We start from the raw sequence: 12845 nt of genomic DNA on the forward strand, positions 1-12845 counted from the left end.
ATAATATGGATTCATCTCAGAAAGAACGGATTGATGTCCTGCTCGTGGAGCAGGGATATTATGAGAGTAGGGAAAAAGCCAAAGCTGCGATTATGGCGGGACTGGTCTACGCTGGAACCGAGCGGATCGAGAAGGCCGGCATGAAAATCCCGAGGACGTCAGAACTGAAAGTCAAAGGCTCTGTTCATCCGTACGTCAGTCGTGGGGGCTTAAAGCTTGAGAAGGCGATTCGTGAATTCGATATCGATATGAAGGAGCGCACGATGCTGGATATCGGCTCTTCGACTGGCGGCTTTACGGATTGCGCACTCCAGCACGGGGCAAGTTATGTGTATGCAATTGACGTCGGCTACAATCAATTGGACTGGTCATTGCGTAACGATGAGCGCGTGTGTGTCATGGAGCGAACGAATTTCCGATATATGACACCGGAGGATTTGAAGGGCCCACCGCCTAATTTCGCAAGCATTGACGTGTCGTTTATATCCCTCCGCATTATTTTGCCACCTTTGAAAATGCTGCTGGGTAAACCCGGAGATGTTGCCGCTCTGATCAAACCTCAATTTGAGGCAGGGCGGGAGAAGGTCGGTAAATCCGGCGTGGTTCGGGATCCGAAGGTTCACAAGGAAGTTCTAACGCAGGTGCTGACTTTTGCTGAAGAGATAGGATTCAAATTGAAAAATCTTACTTTCTCACCGATTACCGGAGGGGAAGGAAATATTGAATTCCTGGCCCACTGGCGTTTAGAGCCGGAGGTTTCTGAAGTTTCGGAAGCACCGATTCAGGGAGATGGACAAGATGCTGTCCACTTGAGTCAATGGATTGACACCGTTGTAACACAAGCGGCTCATACATTTACGGGAAACTCATCGAAATGATGGGTTTCTTTTGCTGAAAAAGAGGAATTTATGTTCTCATCCGCGAATACAAAATTCGAGGTGAGAGGATGAATGAGCGTTATGATTGGTTATTAATGATATTGCTTGGTGTCGTCATTGCCTTGCTTATCGGCTATAGGCTGAATCGTTGGCTGATGTCACCATCACCGGACCGGCTGCCGGGTATCCCGATCAATGAGCGAATACCAGATCATCCAGCGATTGGGATGCTTGAAGAAGAGGGATATGATGTAGTTGGGGGTAAAGTAAAAATAAACTTATCTTTCGAAACGGGACAGAGGCCGATCCATAGTCGTCTGTTTGTCGATTATGTTGCATCCGATGACAGAGGTGAGCTGTATATGGTAAAGGTGTCGCGGGACCGAATGCCGGTCGATTGGACAGGCTCGGGCATCCGTGACCGGCTCATGCCATTTTTGCTGCTGTATCCGGAATGTGCCGGGCTGCTCTATATCGATATGAATGAACAGGTCATTCACCGTTTAGGTTTAGATTGGTCAGACGAAGAATGGATCGGCAATGATGAATACAACAGTTAATACTCAGGAGGCTCTTTATGAAGGGACAACGCCATATTAAAATCAGGGATATAATTACCCACCATGATATTGAGACACAGGATGAGCTTGTGGATGCTTTGCGTGCTGAGGGTTTTCAGGTTACACAGGCTACAATCTCACGAGATATAAAAGAACTGCTGCTCATTAAGGTGCCAACGGATGATGGGCGTTACAAATACTCCATGCCAACTGATCAGCGTTACAATCCTGTACAGAAGCTCAAAAGAGCACTGATCGATAATTTCGTATACATCGATCGTACCGGAAACCTTGTCGTCATGAAATGTTTGCCTGGAACAGCCAACTCGGTTGCGGTACTGCTGGATAATATGGAGTGGTCCCAAATTATGGGAACCATCTGCGGAGATGACACCATATTGTTAATTTGCCGTACGGAGGCCGATGGGGAACACGTTGTATCCCAGATCAATAAATTCATATCGTAAGTCAATGTCCTATATATAAGCAGGCTGTGGAGGTGTTAAGCATGTTAAACACGTTATCCATTCGTAATTTGGCAGTTGTTGAGAGTGTGGATGTGCAATTTTATCCGGGATTTCATGTCCTAACAGGGGAGACTGGGGCGGGTAAATCCATTATTATCGATGCGCTTGGGTTAATTGCAGGCGGGCGCGGTTCTGCTGAGCTGATTCGCTACGGCTGTGACAAGGCGGAGATCGAAGCCTTATTTGAGCTTCCCATTGATCATCCGGTTTGGAATACGCTGAAGGAGCTGGGTGTGGAAGCGGATCGGGAGGAACATTTGCTGATCCGAAGAGAGCTGACAGCCCAAGGGAAAAGCACGTCCCGTATTAACGGACAGCTTCTGAATCTAAGTATGCTCCGTGAAGTCGGCGAGAAACTGATTAATATCCATGGTCAGCATGAGCATCAAAGTTTGCTGCGTTCAGAGCAGCATATGAGCTTGTTGGATACGTACGGAGATAAGGTCATAGGACCTGCCAAGCGTAAATACCAGGAGCTGTACTCCGAGTTTAGTAAAGTGGAAAGAGAGCTTAGGGACCTGCAAGAGACCAGCCAAAAGGCGTATCAAATGCTGGATATGTATCGTTTTCAGCTGGAGGAAATAGCGGCAGCCGAGCTAAAAACAGGCGAAGACGAGGAACTTTCCGATGAAAGGACCAAGCTGTCCCATAGTGAGAAAATGATGGACTCCGTAGCAGGAGCATACGACCTCTTGTACGGGGCCTCGGGTCTCGAATCCGTCAGCCGGGCACTGTCGAAATTGGAAGATGTATCTGCTTATGACGAGAAGGGGTTAAAGCCGCTGGTCGAGCAGCTTCAATCTGCGTATTATCAGCTTGAGGATGCCGTATTCCAGCTTCGCGATTATCGGGACGGGATTGAATTCAATCCCGAGCGGCTTAACGACATTGAGCTTCGTTTAGATATGATATCCGGATTACGCCGAAAATATGGGGATAATGTGGAGCAAATTCTGGAATACTACGTGAGAATTCAGCAGGAAACTGACATGCTGGAAAACAAGGACGAATTTATTCAAGCGTTGGAGCAGCGACGGGATGAGCTATTGAGCGTGCTTTTGGTTAGTGCTAAAGAGCTCAGTATTGCCCGCAAGCAGTGCGCGCAGGATTTGGCACGACAAGTGGAAGGCGAGCTGAAGGATCTTCAGATGGAGCGAACCTCTCTGGAGGTACGTTTAGAGCTGCAGGTGGATCCTAACGGATATGAATATGAAGGACATCGAGTACGGCTGACCAAACAAGGAATGGATACAGCGGAATTCCTCATATCCGCCAATCCGGGAGAACCGCTGCGTCCGCTTGCCAAGATTGCTTCAGGCGGTGAAATGTCCAGAATTATGCTGGCGATGAAGAGTATATTTGCCCGTCATGATCAAATTCCGGTCTTAATCTTTGATGAAGTCGATACGGGTGTTAGCGGCAGAGCAGCCCAATCGATTGCTGAGAAGCTGTTTTTGCTGGCCAAAACCTGTCAGGTGTTCTCCATTACGCATTTGCCTCAGGTGGCTTGTATGGCGGATCATCAGTATCTAATCGAGAAGAAACTTGAAGCCTCCAGAACGATGACCCAAGTGGAGAACCTGACGGAAGAGGGGCGTGTAAAAGAGCTTGCACGAATGCTTGGCGGAGTCGAAATCACGGAAAAGACGCTGCATCATGCCCAGGAAATGCTCAATCTGGCGGCAGCGCAAAAGGCTTCCAGAAAGGCTTTGGGTCAATGATTGACAGTTATAAAACCTTAAGGGCAGGGTAACTTAAAGGTACGCAATTGGCGACCACCTTTTCGTCAAGCGAAAGAAGAAAAAGGGAGCGTGACAGCCATTGAAGCCTAACCTCAGGAGAAAACTGCTCGGTTTCGTTCTTGCTTTCCTTCTTTGTTTCCTTGGATCTGCTGATCCTGTCCAATCTTTTGCTTCATTGCCTGATGAGCTTAGGTTGATTTCCGGTCAGCAGTCCCGCCTGGATGTTGCCATGCCCGTTCAAGCACTCGCTTCAGTAGATCGTCCGGATGTCGTGCAACTCAACGGCTCCAGCGAATCGCAGCTTCAAGTATCATTGAAGCATCCGCTGCACTTAAATCCTCAGCAAAGCGGAAAAGCTGAAGTTACACTGAAATTATTCGGTAAAATTCCTCTGAAGACTGTACATGTCAAAGTGATGCCTGAACTCAAGGTAATCCCGGGTGGTCAAACCATCGGTGTCAAAGTGAAATCCTCTGGAATTCTCGTGGTTGGTCATCACCTGGTACGCGTTCAAAACGGTGCCAAAGTGTCACCCGGAGAAGCAGCAGGTTTAAAACTTGGCGATCTGCTTACGACGATGGATGGCAAGCCGCTCAATGACGTAACTAAGGTTGCAGATCTCGTGGAGAAGGCGGGCAAAGCCAAGCGGCCACTGGATATCTCTTTTAAGCGGGGCGGTAAAGAAATGAAGACCAAGCTGAGTCCAGCTTATGACCAGGAAGATCAAAGCTGGCGCCTTGGCCTCTATATCCGTGATTCTGCCGCAGGTGTAGGCACCTTGACCTTCTATGCACCCCACCAGAAAGTCTATGGCGCCCTGGGCCATGTCATCACCGATATGAATACTCAAACCCCTATTGAGGTTGGAAGTGGCCAGATCGTTCAGTCTAACGTCACGTCCATTAGCCGTAGTGAAGAAGGCGAGCCGGGAGAAAAACGGGCAACCTTCACGAAGGACGGCAAGATTTTGGGCAACGTCGAGCGTAACACCCACTTTGGCATTTTTGGTAAAATGAATGATCTGCCGGATCACGGGCTTTATCAGGAGCCGATACCGGTTGCCATGTCTCATGAGGTTCAGGAAGGCCCAGCCGAGATTTTGACCGTTGTTGAAGGTCAGGAAGTCGAACGCTTTACAGTTGAGATTGTTCATGTGTCCAAACAGGACGTTCCGGCAACGAAAGGGCTTGTGCTGCGCATTACGGACCCAAGGCTGCTCAAGAAGACAGGCGGTATCGTACAGGGCATGAGCGGCAGTCCAATCGTCCAAGACGGTAAGCTGATTGGAGCTGTAACCCACGTGTTTGTGAATGATCCCAAATCGGGATATGGATGCTTTATTGAATGGATGCTTCAGGATTCCGGTGTACTACAATCTACAGAGTCAACTCCTCAAAATCTTAAGGCAGGTTAATGCCTTGAGATTTTTTGTCGTAAAAGAACGAAATACAGATTAATTTGAAACAAAATATTTAATTATAAATCAACTTCAAAAAAAAATAAAGAAAAATAATTTTCGACAGAAGGAATTTAAATAAGCATGTCGAAAACTTTAAACACAAGAAAATGTTCTAAACTAATCACTGATCTGATAAAGGAGGAGCACGAATTGCAAAAGATCGAAGTATTATTGGCAGATGACAACCGTGAGTTTACAAACCTGCTTGGTGAATACATTTCGGATCAACAAGACATGGTGGTATCCGGAATCGCTTATAATGGCGAAGAAGTATTGAACATGATTGAGGAATCAGGAAAAGCACCAGATGTGCTAATCCTTGATATTATTATGCCTCATCTGGATGGACTTGGCGTACTTGAGCGTTTACGCGATATGAACCTGTCTCCACAGCCGAAAGTCATTATGCTCACGGCATTTGGTCAGGAGAATATTACTCAGCGTGCTGTGCAATTGGGTGCCTCTTATTATATTCTGAAGCCGTTTGATATGGAGGTTCTGGCTAGCCGCATTCGCCAGCTGGTTGGATCGCCAAGCAATATCTCGTCCAGCACGCCGTTTTCAAGCATGAAATCCAATGTGGTTCCTATGGGCAAGGGCAAGAATTTGGATGCGAATATCACATCGATTATTCACGAAATTGGCGTTCCTGCTCATATCAAAGGTTACCAATATTTGCGGGAAGCGATTACCATGGTATACAACAATATCGAAATTTTGGGAGCGATAACCAAAACGCTGTATCCGGCCATTGCCGAGAAGTTCAAAACAACGCCTTCCCGAGTGGAGCGTGCCATCCGTCACGCCATTGAAGTGGCCTGGACGCGCGGCAATATCGATTCCATCAGCCATCTGTTTGGTTATACGATCAACATCAGCAAATCCAAACCAACAAACAGCGAGTTCATCGCGATGGTGGCAGACAAGCTGAGAATCGAGCATAAGGTTTCTTGAAAGGGTAAGGACTAACATTGAAATCACTCCTTTATTGGTTGCGAATGAGTAACCTGTGAAGGAGTGATTTTATTTTTTTGTACAGAAGAAACCAGCCGTTGATTCGGCTGGTTTCTTCTCGCTATATGCTCCTCATTCTTAATGCTCGGGATCCTATCCCCCTCACAGATAATACATTTTGAACTCGATATCTTGTTCATGGTTGCCGAATTTTTTGCCGAATATCGTGGCTCCTCCAACGTGCTCCGCGTCTGGCTTTACTTCAATTCGAAAAGTCCAACGGTCACAAGTGGTATCCAGATCGTTCACAGAGACAGGGGAGAGCGGGTCGCCATCAATGTATGTGCCATGGCTTGTAATCCGGATCGTTTTCAGTAGTCCATATTGGTTGATGTTGTGTGGCCACCATTCAGGTGTATATTTCCCTCGCGTATCTGCGAAATCCCCGGGGCTTGTCCACGTACCGAGTTCAATCCCATTTAATGAGAACGTAATATCCGAAGGCCAAACATCGTTGGAAAAAGGAAATTCCGACGACAGCTCCAAGCTGATCTCGAACTGCTGCAGCTTCTCGTCCTTCTGAAGAAAGTTAGCGATGTTGTACTGGATAAACCCTTCGGTAAACCATAGAATCTCTGCATCAACCCGCTTCGGATCCATAAAATACTTAGGCTCATCCACCCTTCCGATAAACTCCTTTTCAGTCGCAAGGCCGCAGGTAGGCTTCAGATCATAATCCGTGTAATGGCCGATAGGCACCGAAGCTTCATAGGAAGCAAAAGAATGAAAAATTTTTTTGGGAAAATTGATTTCGATATGATCCACTTTCAGGATTGAAATTTTTTGCTGTCCGGATTTTCCGGGGATTTTCTCCGTGCGTATAATCCCCGCATCTTCCAGTTTTTTAATATGCTTTGTCACAATCGGACTGCTAATTTGAAGTTCTTGAGCCAAATCCTTGATATTCATTTTGTTTTTGGAGAGCAGCTGAATTATCTTGATTCGAACTTCGCTGGCCAACGCCTCATAAACCACAAGCGATGACTTGTCTATTTCCAATTGCATATGACCACTTCTTTCAAAAAAGTTTTCATGAACCAAGATGAACAAAGATCATTAACTAATAAGCATCATACCATAGGCAAGGTTAACCTGTATATAAATCACCTCTTTTATAGAAACAAAATTTCGAGTATATGATTAACATAATAGTTAATTAAATATAAAATTATTATATTAGATTTATATTTAAGTTATTGACACCGCTTTCAGAGCGAGTGTATACTGAACCAAAGTTAATCGTTTCCATTTCCCTGACAGGTGAATGATTAACCAAATGATTAGTAATAGGAGGAGAGTTTGTTGAAGAAAAAAATGGGGGTTTCACTGATACTTGTATGGTTAGCCGTAGCAGTTCTAGGGGGATGTGGAAACGGAGACAAAAACACCATCACCTTCTGGACGCCTTTGACAGGTGATGACGGAGCTTACATGGATCAGCTCGTAAAGGACTATAATGCAACAAATCCCGAGTATAAAGTGAAACATGTGATTACTTCGGATATGTATACCAAGATATCCACGGTTCTGAACTCCGGCAAGGGCGTACCGGATTTGTCCATTATTCATGCCGACCGGGTGCCGAGCTTTGTGAAGCAAGGCGTACTTGAACCCATGACAACGGTTATGCAAGCGCAACCAGAACTGAAAGAAGACAATTATTTGCCACAAGCCTGGGCAACCGGAAATGTGGAGGGTACCCAATATACTGTGCCTCTCGATATTCATAGCAATGCGATGTATTACAACAAGAACCTGCTCAAAAAATACAATGTCGAAAGTTTTCTCGATGACGATGTCGTTACCATTGATGAAATATTATCCCTGCAAGGAAAGTTAGATGAAGGCGACTATGTGGTCAACGATGCATTGTTAGGCTGGGTTGTGTTGGCTCAGATTCAGAATCTGGGCGGCGGTATCGAGCAAGACGGCAAGCCGGCCGTAAACACAGAAGCCATGAAGCAGGCCCTGACCGAGATTAAGAAGATATCGGATGCGGGGTTAATGACTCCGTTCGGTGAAGACGGATACTTGATGTTCCAAGCTGGAAACGTTTTATTTTCTACAGACGGCACATGGAGTTCGACGGCACATGCCAGCGTGGAAGGATTGGATTTTGGCGTAACCAACATCTATTCGACCAGTGCAGATACATTCACGAACCGTGCCTCCTCACACTTATTCTCCATGCTGAAGAACGAGAAGAGAACGGATGAAAAAGAACAAGCCATCGGCCAGTTCCTCGAATTCATACGGGAACACTCCATAGAGTGGGCAAAGGCGGGACAGATCGTGGCCAGTAAACAAGTCATTGAGAGCCCTGATTACGACAGCTACATCCAGTCGTTCTTCACTTCTAACGATAAGGAGATCGAATCGTTGTACATCTACACCTATGAATACTATCCGTATGTGGCAGAAGCCGTAGATACCTATGCAGGGGATATCGTAAGAGGAAATGTCGATATCGACGAAACTTTGGTGACAATGCAAAAGTTTGTAGAGGATAAAATAGCCGAGGGCAATAGCGGCGCGAAATAACAGGCAGGGAATCTGAACCGAACCGATTGAAAAAAAGAAACGTGTCGTTGGATCCAAGACACATTTCTTCTCCAAAGGAGACATGAAAGGGTATGAATAAGAAGTCGTTGACGCCTTTTTTCTTTGTAGGTCCCCATCTGATTTTATTTATCGTATTTATCCTGCTGCCGACCATTTACGGGATATATGCATCGTTTACGCAATGGAATTTGATCAATGATCCCGTGTGGGTTGGGCTTGCCAACTATAAAACAATTCTGTTCAATACGGAGTCCACGTTCTATAGCCAGTTTATGAATGGTCTGAAAAACACGCTGATTTTCGTTGTGCTGAGCGTACCTGTATTAATTATCATCCCTTTAATGATTGCTGTTTCACTTGAGCATAAAAAAGTGAAAATGAAAAATGTCATCCAGTCCATTCTCTATATACCCGGACTCATCTCGATTTCCGCGGCGGCACTTATTTGGTCATTAATATTTAATAAGCAGCTTGGAATCACGAATAATATCTTCGGTTCGGAAACCGTCTGGGCGGCAAATCAACCCTACGCTTGGCTCATTATCATTGTCATTACGGTATGGGGCGGCGTGGGTGGAAACATGATTATCTACCGCGCCTCCATAAGCGGCGTATCCAAGGATTTGTACGAATCAGCAGAAATGGACGGAGCAGGACCGGTTCGCAGGTTTTCGAGCATCACGCTGCCGTCGATTCGTTTTCCGCTGATCTATACCTTTGTTATGACAACGGCCGGAGCCTTCAACGTATTCGGTCAACCGCTCATGATGACGGACGGGGGACCAAGGCAGAGCACAACGGTATTGATGATGTACATTCGGCAGCTGGCTTTCGGTCATGGAGAATCGATTGCTGGTATGGCTTCCGCAATGGCAGTGCTGCTGGGATTAGTCATACTTGTGATCTCAGCTCTTCAATACTATGTCATGAACCGAAACGCTTCATAGAAGGCAAGCCATGCTTGCAAGCAACGGAAACGATAAAGGTAGGTGTACTGTGCAATGTCGAACCCGGTATTAAATGAAACCGATAAGAAGAATCCAAGGCTTGGTTCATCCGGTCCGAAGAAGGCTGCATCCCATATAAGCATCTCAAAATATATAGCTTACACATTTCTGATTGTGCTGTGTATCATATGGGCAATTCCCGTCATTTTTGGCATTACCACGTCTTTTCGCTCGCAAGCTGAAGTGGTGTCCAGCGGTTTCAGATTGCTGCCCGTCAACTGGATTTTCGATAATTATGTTACCATTCTGCAGAACACGTCAACGGCCCCTATTTTACGCTGGCTGATGAATTCGGTGTTCATTGCAACCCTGCATACACTGCTGGTGATTGTGGTCATTTCACTTACTGGTTATGGATATTCACGCATGAAGTTTAAAGGCAGAGATGCATTGTTCTTTACTTTGCTGGGTATCTCCTTTTTTCCTGGCGTGGTTAATCTCATCCCGTCTTACAAAATCATCGATGCGCTGGGCTGGGTGAACACGTCATGGGCGATGATTATTCCGGGGTTGGCGGGCATGGGTAACATTTTTCTGGTTCGGCAATTTATGATGGGCGTTCCCAAGGATCTGGATGAATCGGCTCGTGTTGATGGTGCGGGAGATTTTAAAATCTATTACTCTATCATCTTGCCGCTTATGAAGCCGGTATTGATTGTGTGCGGGTTGTTTTCCTTCACAGGGTCCTGGAATGATTTTCTCTGGCCTGTCATCGTATATACGGATGTGGAGAAAATGCCGGTCACCGCAGGTCTATTGCTGCTGCAGGACATATACGGCAATTATCGCATGATCGGCCAATTAATGGGCTCTGCCATTCTAGCGATCATTCCGACGCTGCTGTTGTTCCTGTTTGCCCAGAAATACTTTGTGCAGTCTATTAACTTAAACGCCGGTATCAAGGGTTAGATAGAATACAAATAAAATAATAAGGTATAGGAGTCGTCACCATGTCTGAATTATATATAAAAAACCCCCTGATCGAGCAGCGGGCAGATCCATGGATCTATAAACATGTCGATGGTTATTATTATTTTACCGGTTCCGTCCCGCGATACGACCGCATTGTGCTACGGCGCTCGACAACGATACAAGGGCTCGCGGATTCACGAGAGGCGACGATCTGGCGCAAGCATGAATCAGGCCTGATGAGTGCCAACATATGGGCTCCTGAGCTGCATTACATCGACGGCAAATGGTATGTCTATTATGCAGCTGCCCATACTTCAGAAACAAGGGACGGGTTGTTTGATCATCGTATGTTTGTGCTGGAGAACGAGGCGGCAAACCCGCTGGATGGGGAATGGGTGGAGAAAGGCCAAGTGATTACCCGGTGGGAGTCGTTTGCCTTGGATGCAACAACGTTTGAGCATAGAGGAAACCGGTATTATGTGTGGGCTCAGAAGGATCCTGCTATTCCAGGCAACTCCAATCTGTACATTTCATTGATGGAAAACCCATGGACGCTGACAGGCGAGCAGGTCTGTATATCGATTCCCGAGTACGAATGGGAGAAGATCGGATATCTCGTAAACGAGGGGGCCGCTGTGCTTAAGCGCAACGGACGTATTTACATGACCTACTCGGCAAGCGCCACCGACCATAACTATGCGATGGGACTGCTGACGGCAGATGAGGACAGTGACCTGTTAAATCCTGACTCGTGGATGAAATCACCATCGCCTGTATTTGCTACATCGGAAGCTAACAGCCAATATGGGCCAGGGCATAACAGCTTCACCGTTTCCGAGGATGGCTCGCAGGACATCCTGGTCTACCATGCGAGAAGTTATAAGGAGATTGTGGGAGACCCCTTATACGATCCGAATCGACATACGCGGGTGCAGATTTTCCAGTGGACAGAGGATGGAATGCCGGATTTCGGGGTACCGAGAGCGGATAGTGATCTGGCATCCGGGTCATAACCTCTGCTCCTAAACCTGATTCTAATTCGTATAACAGGAGCAGCAGCTCCGTATATGCAGCAGCCAACCGACTGAGCGCCAGCTTGGTCGGTTTTTGCTTTTTGTGAAGATGGTTACAAAGATAAAATAGGAGAAAAGAAGGAGTCTGCGATGCGGATGGAGAAAAAGGGACAGATAACGATAGCTACTGGTTAAGATGAATACACCGAATTTTAAACGCGATAACTTTATTTCCTGGTAAGGAGGAATTATAAATGGCAAAGATTCTAGTATTGGGCGGAACCCGTTTTTTTGGCAGAAGGCTTGTTAACCGGCTGCTGGCTAACGGAGATGCCGTTACGATTTTGACGAGGGGACAACACCAGGATTCTTTTGGAGGTGCTGTACAGAGAGTTGCCGTGGATCGCAAAGATCCGGAAAGCCTGAAGCAAGCGGTGGGGAATCAGGACTTTGACATCGTGTACGATAATATATGTTATACTCCAGAAGAAGCGGGACAAGCTGCCGATATTTTTACGGGACGGGTTGGACAATACGTGCTGACCTCCACGCTATCGGTATATGATTTTGCAGATCACCCTGTGCGGGAAGAGGACTTCGATCCTTACAGATATCCTGTCATGATGAATGCAAGCCAGGATTACAGCTACAAGGAAGGCAAGCGTCAGGCTGAGGCGGTGTTGTTTAGCCGACATAACCTGAATGTCACCGCCGTTCGATTACCGATTGTCCTGGGACCGGATGATTATACAAGAAGACTGCTCTTCCATATTGAGCATGCTGCCAGCGGAGAAGCTATTGGGTTGCCCGATCCGGATGCGGAAATATCGTTTGTGCATGCTGAGGAGGCGGCCGAGTTTTTGGAGTGGGCAGGTCAGGTTCAGTTTGAAGGACCGGTTAATGCTTGTTCCGTCGGTACAATATCAGTCAGAGAAATCATGGGCTTGATTCAGCAGAAAATTGGAAGATCGGCACCGCTTCAGACATCGGCGGCACCTGAGCATATGTCTCCTTTCGGCATTCCGGGGGATTGGACGATGGATCATGCAAAAGCGGCTGCTGCCGGCTTTTCGTTTTGGGAGTTGAAGGAATGGATGCCAAAATTGATTGCTGAATTGTCTGCTGATCTGAAGGTTCGATAGTTCATTAATAGGAACGGATAGATCGTTCA

The 12845-nt window shown here is 46.5% G+C and carries 12 protein-coding genes; 11 read left to right on the forward strand and 1 reads right to left on the reverse strand.

Annotated elements, in window-relative coordinates:
• The first annotated feature begins 5 nt into the window (after positions 1-5).
• The 6 genes from M2277_RS11850 to spo0A all read left to right on the forward strand — a co-directional run bounded on the left by M2277_RS11850 (position 6) and on the right by spo0A (position 6120).
• Positions 6-878: a TlyA family RNA methyltransferase gene (locus tag M2277_RS11850; RefSeq protein ID WP_006209379.1), complete on the forward strand. Its 873-nt coding sequence runs from the start codon at positions 6-8 to the stop codon at positions 876-878.
• 68 nt (positions 879-946) lie between these two features.
• The gene (locus M2277_RS11855; protein ID WP_063479101.1) at positions 947-1438 is read left to right on the forward strand and encodes a hypothetical protein; all 492 of its coding nucleotides are present in this window, start codon (positions 947-949) and stop codon (positions 1436-1438) included.
• A gap of 17 nt (positions 1439-1455) precedes the next feature.
• Entirely contained in the window at positions 1456-1905 is a 450-nt protein-coding gene (ahrC, locus tag M2277_RS11860; RefSeq protein WP_006209381.1) for a transcriptional regulator AhrC/ArgR, read from the forward strand.
• A gap of 41 nt (positions 1906-1946) precedes the next feature.
• Entirely contained in the window at positions 1947-3686 is a 1740-nt protein-coding gene (recN, locus tag M2277_RS11865) for a DNA repair protein RecN (RefSeq protein ID WP_036636768.1), read from the forward strand.
• 100 nt (positions 3687-3786) lie between these two features.
• The gene (gene spoIVB / locus M2277_RS11870) at positions 3787-5121 is read left to right on the forward strand and encodes a SpoIVB peptidase (protein WP_006209383.1); all 1335 of its coding nucleotides are present in this window, start codon (positions 3787-3789) and stop codon (positions 5119-5121) included.
• A 195-nt stretch (positions 5122-5316) separates the two neighbouring features.
• Positions 5317-6120, forward strand: coding sequence for a sporulation transcription factor Spo0A (spo0A, locus tag M2277_RS11875; RefSeq protein WP_006209384.1), 804 nt, complete (start codon positions 5317-5319; stop codon positions 6118-6120).
• Positions 6121-6282: 162 nt separating this feature from the next.
• On the opposite strand, the gene M2277_RS11880 is transcribed toward spo0A, so the two are convergent.
• On the reverse strand, positions 6283-7185 hold the full coding sequence (locus tag M2277_RS11880) for an ArsR/SmtB family transcription factor (RefSeq protein WP_006209385.1): 903 nt from the start codon (positions 7183-7185) through the stop codon (positions 6283-6285).
• Between the two features lie 294 nt (positions 7186-7479).
• On the opposite strand from M2277_RS11880, the gene M2277_RS11885 reads away from it, so the two are divergent.
• The 5 genes from M2277_RS11885 to M2277_RS11905 all read left to right on the forward strand — a co-directional run bounded on the left by M2277_RS11885 (position 7480) and on the right by M2277_RS11905 (position 12816).
• Positions 7480-8721, forward strand: coding sequence for an extracellular solute-binding protein (locus tag M2277_RS11885; protein WP_036636775.1), 1242 nt, complete (start codon positions 7480-7482; stop codon positions 8719-8721).
• Positions 8722-8813: 92 nt separating this feature from the next.
• Positions 8814-9689: a carbohydrate ABC transporter permease gene (locus M2277_RS11890; protein ID WP_063479106.1), complete on the forward strand. Its 876-nt coding sequence runs from the start codon at positions 8814-8816 to the stop codon at positions 9687-9689.
• 54 nt (positions 9690-9743) lie between these two features.
• Positions 9744-10658 (forward strand): carbohydrate ABC transporter permease, encoded by a 915-nt coding sequence (locus M2277_RS11895; protein ID WP_280754819.1) that lies wholly within the window; start codon positions 9744-9746, stop codon positions 10656-10658.
• 41 nt (positions 10659-10699) lie between these two features.
• Complete coding sequence (locus M2277_RS11900) at positions 10700-11674, forward strand: glycoside hydrolase family 43 protein (protein ID WP_280754820.1); 975 nt, start codon at positions 10700-10702, stop codon at positions 11672-11674.
• Positions 11675-11928: 254 nt separating this feature from the next.
• Positions 11929-12816 carry an NAD-dependent epimerase/dehydratase family protein gene (locus M2277_RS11905; RefSeq protein WP_280754821.1) on the forward strand — a complete coding sequence of 296 codons (888 nt, stop codon included), beginning with the start codon at positions 11929-11931 and terminating at the stop codon, positions 12814-12816.
• Positions 12817-12845 lie beyond the last annotated feature (29 nt).

Origin of the sequence: Paenibacillus sp. LBL, from assembly GCF_029893715.1 — a bacterium.
GTDB lineage: Bacteria > Bacillota > Bacilli > Paenibacillales > Paenibacillaceae > Paenibacillus_AQ > Paenibacillus_AQ glucanolyticus.